The organism is Amycolatopsis sp. NBC_01488 (assembly GCF_036227105.1).
Lineage (GTDB): Bacteria > Actinomycetota > Actinomycetes > Mycobacteriales > Pseudonocardiaceae > Amycolatopsis.
In genome coordinates this window covers 6,583,986-6,595,949 of sequence record NZ_CP109434.1, presented here as the reverse complement: position 1 = coordinate 6,595,949, position 11,964 = coordinate 6,583,986, and the positions used below count along the sequence as shown (strand labels likewise).

The 11,964-nt window shown below is 71.8% G+C and carries 14 protein-coding genes; 7 read left to right on the top strand and 7 right to left on the bottom strand.

All coding sequences use genetic code 11. From position 1 onward, the window contains the following. Positions 1–63: 63 nt before the first annotated feature. The 3 genes from OG738_RS31340 to OG738_RS31330 are packed head-to-tail and all read right to left on the bottom strand — an operon-like array spanning position 64 to position 2,631. Positions 64–510, bottom strand: a complete 447-nt coding sequence (locus OG738_RS31340; RefSeq protein ID WP_329046333.1) for a GNAT family N-acetyltransferase — start codon at positions 508–510, stop codon at positions 64–66. A 1-nt stretch (position 511) separates the two neighbouring features. Further along, positions 512–1,516, bottom strand: coding sequence for a non-homologous end-joining DNA ligase (gene ligD, locus OG738_RS31335; RefSeq protein WP_329046332.1), 1,005 nt, complete (start codon positions 1,514–1,516; stop codon positions 512–514). Beyond that, a complete protein-coding gene (locus tag OG738_RS31330; protein ID WP_329046331.1) occupies positions 1,513–2,631 on the bottom strand; it encodes an ATP-dependent DNA ligase in 1,119 nt (372 codons plus the stop codon). Before OG738_RS31330 ends, ligD begins: the two co-directional genes overlap by 4 nt. A 53-nt stretch (positions 2,632–2,684) precedes the next feature. On the opposite strand from OG738_RS31330, the gene OG738_RS31325 reads away from it, so the two are divergent. Together OG738_RS31325 and OG738_RS31320 are read left to right on the top strand one after the other, a co-directional pair. After that, a complete protein-coding gene (locus tag OG738_RS31325; RefSeq protein ID WP_329046329.1) occupies positions 2,685–3,191 on the top strand; it encodes a DinB family protein in 507 nt (168 codons plus the stop codon). Further along, positions 3,191–4,117 (top strand): squalene cyclase, encoded by a 927-nt coding sequence (locus tag OG738_RS31320; RefSeq protein WP_442875820.1) that lies wholly within the window; start codon positions 3,191–3,193, stop codon positions 4,115–4,117. The genes OG738_RS31325 and OG738_RS31320 overlap by 1 nt, the downstream gene beginning before the upstream one ends. A 24-nt stretch (positions 4,118–4,141) precedes the next feature. Here the strand turns inward: OG738_RS31320 and OG738_RS31315 are convergent, their stop codons facing one another. Further along, positions 4,142–5,317, bottom strand: a complete 1,176-nt coding sequence (locus OG738_RS31315) for a DUF1015 family protein (protein ID WP_329046328.1) — start codon at positions 5,315–5,317, stop codon at positions 4,142–4,144. Between the two features lie 125 nt (positions 5,318–5,442). Here OG738_RS31315 and OG738_RS31310 point away from each other — a divergent pair, with 125 nt between their 5' ends. Further along, a complete protein-coding gene (locus OG738_RS31310) occupies positions 5,443–6,957 on the top strand; it encodes an MDR family MFS transporter (RefSeq protein ID WP_329046325.1) in 1,515 nt (504 codons plus the stop codon). On the opposite strand, the gene OG738_RS31305 is transcribed toward OG738_RS31310, so the two are convergent. Together OG738_RS31305 and OG738_RS31300 are read right to left on the bottom strand one after the other, a co-directional pair. Then, positions 6,954–7,835: a TIGR03854 family LLM class F420-dependent oxidoreductase gene (locus tag OG738_RS31305; RefSeq protein ID WP_329046324.1), complete on the bottom strand. Its 882-nt coding sequence runs from the start codon at positions 7,833–7,835 to the stop codon at positions 6,954–6,956. The genes OG738_RS31310 and OG738_RS31305 overlap by 4 nt on opposite strands. Before the next feature lie 35 nt (positions 7,836–7,870). Next, complete coding sequence (locus OG738_RS31300) at positions 7,871–8,308, bottom strand: MarR family winged helix-turn-helix transcriptional regulator (RefSeq protein ID WP_329046322.1); 438 nt, start codon at positions 8,306–8,308, stop codon at positions 7,871–7,873. Between the two features lie 70 nt (positions 8,309–8,378). Between OG738_RS31300 and OG738_RS31295 the strand changes: the two genes are divergently transcribed. Together OG738_RS31295 and OG738_RS31290 are read left to right on the top strand one after the other, a co-directional pair. Beyond that, positions 8,379–8,771: a DUF5313 domain-containing protein gene (locus OG738_RS31295; protein ID WP_329046320.1), complete on the top strand. Its 393-nt coding sequence runs from the start codon at positions 8,379–8,381 to the stop codon at positions 8,769–8,771. Between the two features lie 16 nt (positions 8,772–8,787). Continuing rightward, positions 8,788–9,723 carry an RluA family pseudouridine synthase gene (locus OG738_RS31290; protein WP_329046318.1) on the top strand — a complete coding sequence of 312 codons (936 nt, stop codon included), beginning with the start codon at positions 8,788–8,790 and terminating at the stop codon, positions 9,721–9,723. A 20-nt stretch (positions 9,724–9,743) separates the two neighbouring features. Here the strand turns inward: OG738_RS31290 and OG738_RS31285 are convergent, their stop codons facing one another. Beyond that, positions 9,744–10,322 carry a hypothetical protein gene (locus tag OG738_RS31285; RefSeq protein ID WP_329056895.1) on the bottom strand — a complete coding sequence of 193 codons (579 nt, stop codon included), beginning with the start codon at positions 10,320–10,322 and terminating at the stop codon, positions 9,744–9,746. A gap of 239 nt (positions 10,323–10,561) precedes the next feature. On the opposite strand from OG738_RS31285, the gene OG738_RS31280 reads away from it, so the two are divergent. Together OG738_RS31280 and OG738_RS31275 are read left to right on the top strand one after the other, a co-directional pair. Beyond that, a complete protein-coding gene (locus OG738_RS31280) occupies positions 10,562–11,137 on the top strand; it encodes a dihydrofolate reductase family protein (protein ID WP_329046317.1) in 576 nt (191 codons plus the stop codon). A 34-nt stretch (positions 11,138–11,171) separates the two neighbouring features. After that, positions 11,172–11,798 (top strand): alpha-ketoglutarate-dependent dioxygenase AlkB, encoded by a 627-nt coding sequence (locus tag OG738_RS31275; protein ID WP_329046315.1) that lies wholly within the window; start codon positions 11,172–11,174, stop codon positions 11,796–11,798. The last annotated feature ends 166 nt before the right edge of the window (positions 11,799–11,964 follow it).

Genomic DNA, 11,964 nt, shown 5'->3' with positions numbered 1-11,964 from the left:
ACCCCCGGCGTCTTCCGTGCCGCCCCGGCCCGACAGCCACGCCGCGACCCGGCCCTCGCCGGCCTAACCGAGTTCCTTCTCGTAGCAGACCGACTCCGGATCGTTCTCGTGCGGCGGGAAGTTCGGCACCCGCCGGTATCCCGCCCGCTCGTACCGCCGCATCGCCGCCGGCCGGCGGGTTCCCGTCTCCAACCTCAACCGCGTCCCGCCCCCGCTGCGGGCAATGCGCTCGGACTCCGCCACCAGCGCACTGGACACCCCGGTCCCCCGCACGTCCGGGGCGACGAACATCCGCTTCAGCTCATACACACCCGGCGAGACCGGCTCCACCGCGCAGCACCCGATCGCCCGCGGGCCGTCGCGGGCGAGGAGGTAGCGGCTGGCTGGTGCCAGCGGCCGGGGGCGGGCGTCCGGCGGGAAGTCGTGGACCACCACCAGCTCGGCCGTCATCGCCGTCATCAGCGCCAGCAGGAACCCGTCGTCGGCCGGGCACTCGGCGACCGTCGCCACCTCACGCCTTCTTCGCCCGGCTCGGCGCGACCCGGGGCGGCTCGTTCGGCATCTTCGGGTACACCGGCGGCCACGGCGCGTCCATCAGGCCGCTCTTCATGTCCACTTCGGACAGCTCCAGCAGCGGCTCGATCGACTGCGGCCGCTCGCCCGCCCCGGCCCACGGGTCGCCGCGCTCGGCGACTCGGGCCGGCACCGTGCTCAGGGTGAACGCGTCGGGCTCGACGCCGTCCAGCTCGTCCCACCCGATCGGCGTGGACACCTGGCCGCCCACCCGCGGCCGCACGCACCACGTGCCGAACACGGTCTTGTGCGGTGCGTTCTGGTTGAAGTCGACGAACACGCGCGAGCCGCGTTCCTCCTTCCACCACTGCGCGGTGATCTTCTCCGGGTGCCGCCGCTCCAGGGCCCGCGCCAGCGCGACCGCCGCCGCCCGCACCTGGAAGCTGTCCCACCGCGGCTCGAGCAGCACGTACAGGTGCAGTCCCCGTGAACCGGACGTCTTCACGTGGCCTTCGATGCCGTGCTCGGCCAGGAACTCCCGCGTCAGCAAGGCGGCCTCGCGCAGCTCGTCGAACCCGATCCCGGGCGACGGGTCGAGGTCGACGCGCAGCTCGTCGGTCACCTCGGGCGTGTCGGCGAGGTACGGCCAGACGTGGAAACCGAGGCACCCGAGGTTCACCGCCCAGAGGATGTGGGCCAGGTCCTTCGCGACCAGCGCGTCGCTCGTCGTGCCGTTCGGCGTCGAGACGACCGTGGTGCTCAGCCACGGCGGCGTGCCCTTCGGCACGCGCTTCTGGAACCAGTTCTTGCCGCCGGCGCCGTCCGGGTAGCGCTCCAGCAGCAGCGGACGGCCGCCGAGCCGGGCCAGCAGCGGCCCGGAGACCGCCCGGTAGTACTCGACGAGATCGAGCTTCGTCTGCCCGTGCTCCGGGAAGTAGACCTTGTCCGGGCTGCTGATCTTGACCTCGACGCCGTCGACGTCGAGCAGCACCGCCTCGCTCATCTCGCCTCCCCGAACAGCTTCGCCAGCTCGGCGGGCGGCGCCTCGTCGAGCTGGGCGAACGTGCACGACTCCGGCGTGCGGTCGGGCCGGAACCGGACCAGCCGCCCGCCGTGGCGGAGCCGACCGCCCTGCAGGTGCTCGTAGCGGACCTCCGCGACCCACTCGGGCCGCAGCGGCTCCCAGGACAGCTCCTTCTGCGGCGCCCAGCGGCTCATCGCGCCGGGCCGGCGCCCGGGCTCCGGTTCGTACTCCGCCGACGTGCTCTTCCCAGCGGAGGCGGCATGAGATTCGGCCCAGGACCGCCACGGGTGGTTCTCGAGCGCGTTCTCGCGCAGCGGCGCCAGCTCCTCGACCAGTTCGGCGCGCCGCGCCTTCGTGAAGCTGCTCGCCACGCCGACGTGGTGCAGCACGCCCTCGTCGTCGAACAGCCCCAGCAGCAGCGAGCCGACGCCGACGCCGTCCTTGTGCCAGCGGAACCCGGTGACGACGCAGTCGGCCGTGCGCTCGTGCTTGACCTTCAGCATGACGCGCTTGTCCTGCTCGTACGGCAGGTCGCCGGGCTTGGCCATGACGCCGTCGAACCCCGCGCCCTCGAACCGCGTGAACCAGTCCTCGGCCTGGTCCGGGTCCTCGCTCAGCGGGGTCAGGTGGACGCGCTGCAGGCCTTCGGCTTCGGTCGCCAAGACGCTCTCCAGCTGCCGGCGCCGCTCGCGGAACGGCTCGCCGGTGAGGTCGGTGTCGCCGAGGGCGAGCAGGTCGAAGGCGATGAAGCTGGCCGGGGTCTCTTCGGCGAGCTTGCGCACCCGCGAGGCCGCCGGGTGCAGCCGCAGCTGCAGCACCTCGAAGTCGAGCCCCTGGGGCGTGACCAGCACGATCTCGCCGTCCACGACGCAGCGCGGCGGCAACGCGGCGGCCAGCAGCTCCACCAGCTCCGGGAAGTAGCGGGTCAGCGGGCGGTCGTTGCGGGAACCGAGCTCGATCTCGTCGCCGTCGCGGAACACGACGCAGCGGAAGCCGTCCCACTTGGGTTCGTACAGCAGCCCCGGGTCACGAGGCACCTCGTGCACGGCTTTCGCGAGCATCGGCCGCACGGGCGGCATCACGGGCAGGTCCACGCCGGCGATCCTAATTGACCCCACCGACATTTCCGGCGTGATAGACACTGCCGGTGACCACCGAACGTCCCGAACCGCCGCTGGTCGGGGGCGAGCGCGAAATGCTGCGCACGTTCCTCGACTTCCACCGCGCCACCCTCGCCATGAAGTGCGACGGACTGTCCGACGAGGACCTCCGCCGCGCGTCGAGCCCGCCGTCGACGCTGTCGCTGCTCGGCCTGGTCCGGCACCTGGCCGAGGTCGAGCGCACCTGGTTCCGGCGGGTGATCAACGCCGAGGACGTCCCGCTGCGGTGGTCGGCCGAGGGCGACTTCCAGGCGGCCTACGACGCGAGCACCTCGACGCGCGCGGAAGCGTTCGAGGCCTGGCAGGCCGAAGTGGAGCAATCGCGCAAGATCGAAGAAGCGGCCGAGTCCCTGGACGTCACCGGGTACCAGGCACGCTGGGGCGAAGACGTCTCGCTCCGGCTGGTGATGCTGCACATGATCCACGAGTACGCCCGGCACAACGGCCACGCCGACTTCCTGCGCGAAGCCATCGACGGCGTCACGGGGGCCTAGTGGACGTGCTCGCCTGGCTGCGCGACTCCGATCCGGCCCTGCGCTGGCAGGTCGAGCGCGACCTGGCGGGCGAGCCACCGTCCGTTTGGGAGGCCACGCGGGCGCGCGTCGCCACCGAAGGCTTCGGCGCCCGCTTGCTGGCACTGCAGGACCCCGACGGCCAGTGGGCGGGCGGCGCGTTCTTCCCGGCCGGTTTCCAGGGCGGCGAAGCCCAGCCCTGGACGGCGACGACGTGGACGCTGAACACGTTGCGCGAGTGGGGCCTCGACGCTTCGGCGCTGCGCGGAACGGCGTCGAAGCTGGCCGAGAACAGCCGGTGGGAGTACGAAAACCTGCCGTACTGGGGCGGCGAGGTCGACTGCTGCATCAACGCGTGGACGCTGGCGAACGGCGTCTGGCTCGGCGCGGACGTCGCGGGCATCGCCCACTGGTTCGTCTCCCACCGGCTGCCGGACGGCGGCTGGAACTGCGAGTGGGTCGAAGGGGCGACGCGCTCGTCGGTCCACTCGACGCTGAACTCGCTCAAGGGCCTGCTCGCGTTCGAGACCGCGACGGGCGGCACGGCCGCTTCCCGCGAGGCCCGCCTCGCCGGTGAGGAATACCTGCTGGAACGCGGGCTGTTCCGGCGGCTTTCGACGGGCGAGCCGATCGCGCCGTGGACGGCCGAGTTCTCGTCCCCGATCCGCTGGCACTACGACGTGCTCAACGCGGCCTCGTACTTCCGCGACGCGGACCGGCCCGACCCGCGGCTGGCGGAGGCGATCGAGGTGATCCGCTCGGCCCGGCAGCCGGACGGCACGTGGCTCCAGACCGAGCGGCACACCGGCCGGGTGTGGTTCGCCGTGGACGTCGCACCGGGCGAGCCGTCGAAGTGGCTGACGCTGTTCGCGACCCGGGTGCTGAACTGGTGGGACGGTCGTGAGTGAGAAACAGGGCTGGAACACTGTTTCTCACTCACGACCCGGCGGCAGCTCCGCCAGCACCAGCCCGCTGCGCGGCTTCGGCGTGAAGTACGTGGCCTTCCGCGGCATCCGGCGCCCGGCCGCGTGCACCGCGAGGACGTCGGCGTACCGGACCGGTGCCAGCAGGACCACGGCGTCCGCGTCGGCCGGTGCCGGGCGGCCCGCGGGCAGCGGCAGCACGCACGGCCCGTCCGGGTCGACCCCGAGCGCGTCGGCGAACAGGACCCGCTCGACGACCTCGTGGTCGATCACCGGCGCCGGACCCGGCAGCGCGGGGAGCGGGATCCGCAGCACCGCCGAGCCCGCGCGGACCACCGCCTCGCCCGTCACGGGCACCGCGTGCTCGTCGTAGCGGACGTCCAGCCCCGCCGCGCACCAGCGCGACACCAGGTCCTCCGGGCCGAGGCCGGTGCCCGTCAGTACCCGGTTGATCGCGCCGATCCGCAGCTGCGGGCCCGCCGTGACCAGGGCCAGCAGCGCGTCGTGGCCGGCCGCCGTGGCCGCCGCGACGCGGTGGTTGCCGTCGGCGACCAGCAGGTCGGCGGCGGCGACCGTGGCCAGCAGCCGGTTCTGCAGCGGGCCCGCCGGGACCACCCACAGCTCGTGCCGCCGCCCGGCCGCGTCCGAAGTGGACAGATCGGGCAGGCCGAGGCCGGCGCAGGCGCGTTCGACCTGCTCGGTCAGCAGGTCGCCGCCGGACGCCGGGACGAGCATCGCCGCGCTCGTCGCGCAGCCGAGGCCGGCCAGCACCGCGGCACGCTCGGCCACGACGTCGGCGTAGACGTCCTCGGTGTGCCGGACCCGCGCGGCGCCGTCGTCGGTGACGGCCGCCGGGTCGACCAGGCAGAGCAGGCCCAGCGCCACGCCGTCCGGCCCCTCGATCCGGTAGGGCGCGACGATCTCGCGCACCGGCCGGTAGAACCGCTTGCGGAGGCGTTCGAGCACCGCGCGCGCCACCGGGACCGCCTCGGCCAAGCCGAGTCCCCGCGCCAGCGCGGCCGGCGTGCGGGCCGGGTGCTGCACGGCCAGCAGGCTCTCCGCGGCTCCCGGCGCGGCCAGCGCCGCGACGACGCGTTCGGGCTCGGCGAACTCGTCGACGTCAGGCCCGGGCACCGCGTCGCGGACCACCCACCCCTGCCCGATCGGCCGGATCCAGTTACTCATCCTGCCCATCTTCCGCGAAGAGCACTGTGACGGAAATTCGCTGGGGTGCGGCGGCCCCGGATGGAATGCTTAGGACAGCAAAGTAGTTGACCCCGGTCATGACCGCCCCGAGGAGCAGCCCCCCGATGACGACCACCGCCGCCGCCAGCGCGAAGGGGGTCGGTTTCCGGTCGGAGCGCGGCCCGGTGCTGCTCGCGGTCATGCTGAGCACCGCCCTGGTCGCCCTGGACAGCACGATCATCGCCACCGCCGTCCCCTCGGTGGTGCGCGACCTCGGCGGGTTTTCGCAGTTCCCGTGGCTGTTCTCGATCTACCTGCTGACCCAGGCCGTCACGGTTCCGCTGTACGGCAAGTTCGCCGACGTGCTCGGCCGCCGTCCGGTGATGTTCTTCGGGATCGCGGCCTTCCTCGTCGGCTCGGTGCTGTGCGGCGCCGCGTGGAGCATGCCGGTGCTGATCGCGGCGCGCGCGGTGCAGGGCATCGGCGCGGGCGCGATCCAGCCGATGTCGATGACGGTGATCGGCGACCTCTACACGGTCGAGGAACGCGCCCGCGTGCAGGGCTACGTCGCGAGCGTCTGGGGCATGGCGTCGGTGGTCGGCCCGACGCTCGGCGGCGTGTTCGCGGAGTACCTCGACTGGCGCTGGATCTTCTTCATCAACCTGCCGCTGGGCGCGATCGCCGCGCTGATGCTGCACCGCAACTTCGCCGAAAAGGTGGAACGGAAGACCCACAAGGTCGACTACACCGGCGCGGCGCTGCTCACGATCGGCTGCTCGCTGGTGATCCTGGGCCTGCTCGAAGGCGGCGTCGCGTGGGCGTGGGGATCGGTGCCGAGCGTCGCGATCTTCGTGACGGGCGCGGCGCTGCTCGTGGCGTTCGTGCTGGTGGAGAAGCGCGCGGCCGAGCCGGTGCTGCCGCTGTGGGTGTTCACCCGCCGGATCCTGGTGGGCGGCAACCTGCTGGCCGTGGTCGTCGGCGCAGTCCTGATGGGGCTGACGTCGTACCTGCCGACGTACGCGCAGGGCGTGCTCGGCGCGGGCGCGCTGGTCGCGGGGTTCGCGGTGGCCGCGCTGACCGTCGGCTGGCCGATCTCGGCGTCCCTGGCGGGCAAGATCTACCTGCGCATCGGCTTCCGCGACACGGCGTTGATCGGCACGGTGTTCGTCGTCGGCGGCGGCGTCCTGGTGGCGATGCTGGACGCGACGTCGTCGATCTGGGCGGCGGCGCTGGCGGCGTTCGTCCTGGGCCTGGGCCTGGGCCTGACGTCGAGCCCGACGCTGGTGGCGATCCAGTCGGTGGTGGGCTGGGACCGCCGCGGCGTGGTGACGGCGACGAACCTGTTCAGCCGGTCCCTGGGCAGCGCGGTGGGCGCGGCGGTCTTCGGCGCGATCGCCAACGCGACGCTGGCATCGCGGTTCGCTTCACCCCCGCCGGAAGTGGCGGGCAAGCTGCCACCTTCGGTGGACGCGACGAGCCTGGTCCTGGGTGGGCATTCGGACTCACCGGTGGCGACGTTCGTGCGCGGGGCGCTGGCCGAGGCGACGCACTACGTGTTCGTCGGGCTGCTGATCGTGGCGGCGGTTTCCGTGGTGGCGCTGCTGCTGATGCCGAGGAAGGCCGAGCAACTGGAGTTCTAGTTCTGCAACGGCACCAGCTCGGCCTGGAACTTCTCCAGGAAGTCCTCGAAGTCCCCGTGCCCGGGCCGGATCACGAACTTCGACAGCCCCGCCTCGATGTACTCCTCCACCAGCCGCCGGGCCTCGGGCCAGCTCGTCGCCACCAAGTCCTCGACGCGCACCCCCGGACTCCTGCGCGCCGCCACCGCCGCCAGCTCGGCCGGGATGCCGCGGTCCGCCACCGCCAGGCTCAGCCCGAAGTGGTCCTCCTCGATCTCCCGCCCCGCGTCGGCCGCAGCTGCCCGGATCGCGGCAACGGCCTCCCGCGCCTGGGACGGCGTGTGGAAGCTCCCCAGCCACCCGTCCGCCAGCCGGCCCGTGCGGCGCAGGGCCGCCGGTGCCGATCCGCCCAGCCAGATGTCCAGGCGCTTCGCCGGCCGCGGTCCCAGCGAAACATCGGACACCTGGAAGAACTCACCGGCAAAGGTGACGTTGTCCTCCTCCAGCAGCCGCCGCAGCAGGACGAGCGACTCGTCGAACACCGCCGCCCGGCGGCCCGGCGGCACCGGGAACAGGTCGTGCTCCGCCGCGCGCGCCGGCCGCAGCCCGAACACCGGCAGGACCCGCTTCGGTGCCAGGCCGGCCAACGTGAGCAACTGCTTCGCCACCAGCACCGGGTGACGGCCCGGCAGGATCGCGACGCCGGTGCCGACCTTGAGCTTCGACGTCCGCGCCAGCGCGTGCGTCATCCCGATCATCGGGTCGACCTCGGGCGAGTACACCAACTCGGACAGCCACAGCGAATCGACGCCCGCGTCCTCCAGCCGCCGCGCCAGCCCGGCGAACTCCGCCGGCCCGGTCCCCGCCGCCGGCGCGACGCCCAGCCTGATCTTCAGCACACCGTGCTCAACCCTGCTTGGCGCCGGGGCATTCCTCAGGCGGTCGCGGCGATGACCCGGGACAGCACGCCGTGGAGCGCCTCCAGCTCGGAGACCTCCATCCCCAGCTTCTCGACGACCTTGTACGGGATCTTCTCGGCCTCGGCCCGCAACGCGCGGCCCTTCTCGGTCAGCTCGACCGTCAGCTGACGCTCGTCCGACCGGCTCCGGCTGCGCGTGACGTACCCGAGCGCCTCGAGCCGCTTGAGCAGCGGGGACAGCGTCGCCGGCTCGTGCCGCAACGACGCGCCCAGGTCCTTCACCGACCGAGGCGACCGCTCCCACAGCGCCAGCATCACCAGGTACTGCGGATGGGTCAGCCCGTACGGCTCGAGCAGCGGCCGGTAGATCGCGATCACGCTGCGCGAAGCCACCGACAGCGCGAAACACACCTGCCGGTCCAGCTTCAGCGGGTCCTCACCCAGGTCGATCATGGCGCGATCCTAACGTGGCCTGCGAGACACTAATGATTAGCACACTAACTATTAGGGTACTCTCGATGTCATGGAACGACCTGGTGCACTCCGCTGGTTCGCCTACTCGGTCGGCGTCCGGCTTCCCGACCGCTACAAGGACTGGGCCCTGTACGACGCGACGTCCCAGCACTGGCGAGCCCGGTACGTGCTCCAGCGCTCGGTCGGCATCGTGCCGCTCTGCGCGGTGTGGCTGCTGCTCCCCGGGTCGATCTGGCTGCGTCTCTCGCTGGTCCTCATGGCCGCGCTCGTCGCGTACTTCTACTCCTGCGCGTACATGGAGGAGAGCGTCGAGCACCGGCTCGGCCGGCAGGGCTTCCCGCACCACACCGGACGCCGCCTCCGCGCGGAAGCGGCCGAGGCGAAGAACGCCGAGGCGACCGCGCGCTACATCGCGCGCTACCGGACGCCGTCCGAGGGTTAGCTACAGTCGGGGGACGATGAGACGCAAGCTCCGGCCCCCGATCCCGCCCCGCCACGGGCTCGAGCCCGCCCGGCTGAAGCTGCCCGACGGCGAGTGGCCGACGCTGCTGGCGCACCTCGTCGACCGGCTGCCGAGGGTGGCGCCGGACCGCATCGAGCAGATGCTGCGCGAGGAGCGCATCCACGGCACCGGCGGCCCGCTCGCCGTCGACGAGCCGTACGCGCCCGGCTCGTTCATCTGGTTCCACCGCGACCTGCCGGACGAGGTGCCGGTGCCGTTCGCGATCCGCGTCGTGCACCGCGACGAGCACCTGCTGGTCGTCGACAAGCCGCACTTCCTCGCGACCATCCCGCGCGGGCAGCACATCCTCGAGACGGCGCTCGTGCGGCTGCGCCGGGACCTCGACCTCCCACACCTCTCCCCCGCGCACCGCCTCGACCGCGTCACCGCCGGGCTGGTGATGTTCGTGATCACGCCGGAGCTGCGCGGCAAATACCAGACGCTCTTCCGCGACCGGAAGGTCCACAAGGAGTACGAGGCCATCGCGCCGTACGACCCGGGGCTGGAGCTGCCGCGGACCGTGCGCAGCCGGATCGTCAAGGAACGCGGGGTGCTGGCCGCGCAGGAGGTGCCGGGCGAGCCGAACGCCGAGACGTACGTCGAGCTGACCGAGCACCGCGCCGGCCTGGGCCGGTACCGGCTGGCACCGTCGACGGGCCGGACCCACCAGCTGCGCGTGCACCTGAGCGGCCTCGGCATCCCCATCCTCGGCGACGACTTCTACCCGGAACTGCGGGAGAAACCCCTCGGCGACTTCACGAAACCCCTGCAGTTGCTGGCGAAGGTCCTCGACTTCGACGACCCGGTGACCGGAGCACACCGCCGGTTCACGAGCGGGCTGCGACTGGCGGCCTGGGACGACCTCGACACGTGGGCGGCGCCCCCGGCGTGACACCGGGGACGCCGCGCGCGTCACCGGTGCCAGAACTTGATGTCACTCCACTGCACCGTGATCGGTCCGGCGCCGCTCGCGGTGCGGTAGCTGCCGAACTTGTCGTAGTAGCTGCCGCTCGGGCTCGAGACCGAGTCCTTCTGGGAGCCGTTGATGTACACCTTGTGCGTGCTGCCGACCTGGTTGATCGTGTTCACCCGGACGCTGGTGCCCACGGTCGCGCCGGTGGCGATCGTCTCCCCGCCGTGCACCGCGTAGAGCCGGCCACCCTTCTCGACCGCCAGCAAGAAGAACGGCCCGGCGCTGGAGCCGTCCCGGAACGTCTGCTTCAGGCTGATCCGGCTGCCGCCCATGCTGGTGATCTTGAAGGAGCCCTCGAACTGGTGGGTGCCGCCGGTGTAGGTGGCGTAGCGGCGTTCGGCCCGCTGCTCACCGCTGCCCGTCGAGCAGGTGAGCTTGAAGGTGAGGCCGGAAACGCTGCCACACCCTTTTTCCTGCGTCTTGTAGCTCGGCGAGTCCGAGATCCAGGACCCGCCGCCGACCTGGGCGCCCGCGTCCGGGGCCAGGACCACGAGCCCGGTCACGACCGCCGCGAGCACGCCCGCGCCGCGAAGTCTGCGCACCGTCAACCTCCTGTGTCACTCGAGGCGGCGGTAGCGGGACACAGGTTCAGACCTTTGTCCGGCGTGGAAGTGACTGTACGAGCCCGGGCGACCACGGACAAGACCCACTTTCCCGCCCCGCAGCGCGTCGGAAGTTTTCCGCGCGACGCTGTCGAATCCGGCCGACGCCGTTCGACACACTGGTGAACGCACCCAAGATCGACCCAGGAGAAACCATGCGCACCCTGATCTCCACTTCGTTCGTCTCGCTCGACGGCGTCGTCGAAGGACCCGGCGGAGAGGCGGGCTACCGCAACTCGGGCTGGACCTTCAAGGACATCGAGTTCGACCCCGCCGCCTACGCCATCAAGGGCTCCGAGCAGGAAGAAGCCACGGCACTGCTGCTGGGCCGGGTCAGCTACCAGGCGTTCGCGCCGGTCTGGCCGGGCATGACGATCGAGTTCGCCGGCTACAACGCGATGCCGAAGTACGTCGTCTCGACGACGCTGCAGGAGTCCGACCTGGTGACGAACTGGGGCGAGACCACGATCCTCCGCTCCCTGGACGACGTCGCCGCGCTGAAGGAAACCGACGGCGGCCCGATCATCGTCAACGGCAGCGCCGCGCTCAACCGCGCGCTGGCCGACGCCGGCCTCGTCGACCGCTACCACCTGCTGGTGTTCCCGGTCCTGCTCGGCGCGGGAAAGCGGCTGTTCAGCGAGACGGACAAGGACAAGCAGGCCCTGAAGCTCGTCGACAGCGAGTCCTACGGCAACGGGATCCAGAAGCTCGTCTACGACGTGATTCACTAGAACAGGTGTTCGATCTTGGTGTAGACTGGAGACCATGAACCCGGGTCTCCAGTCTTCGCTGTTCGCCACCCAGGGCTCCATCTCGCTGCGCCCGCTCGCGCCCGAGCGGACCGACCTCGGCTCGGGCGCGTGGGTCGACATCCAGCCGGGCTGGCTCGAGGGTGCCGACGAGCTGTTCGCGACGCTGGTCGAGGGCGTGCCGTGGCAGGCGGAGAAGCGGAAGATGTACGACCGCGTCGTCGCCGTGCCGCGGCTGCTCAGCTACTACCGCGAGAGCGTGCCGCTCCCCCACCCGGCGCTGGCCGCGGCGCGGGAGGCGCTGAGCAAGCACTACCTGCGAGAGCTGCGCGAGCCGTTCCGCACGGCGGGCCTGTGCTACTACCGCGACGGCCGCGACAGCGTGGCCTGGCACGGCGACCGCATCGGCCGCGGAGCCCGCGAGGACACGATGATCGCGATCCTCTCGGTCGGCGCGGCCCGCACCCTGGCCCTGCGGCCTCGCGGCGGTGGGGGCAAGACACTGGCTCGGCCGTTGGGACACGGGGATCTGCTCGTGATGGGTGGGAGCTGCCAGCGGACTTGGGAGCATTCGGTGCCGAAGACGGCCAAGCCAGTCGGGCCGCGGATCAGCATCCAGTTCCGGCCCCGCGGGGTGAACTGAGCGGACCAGCCGGGCCGGGGGCCGGGGGCCGGGGGCCGGGGGCCGGGGATGAGGTTAAGGCCGGATCCGGCGCGGCTGGGTCAACCCTCGCGTGATCGGAGGCCGATCTGGCGTGACCAGCGCCGGAACTCGCGTGTTTGAGGGCGGAACTCGCGTGCACGGGGGC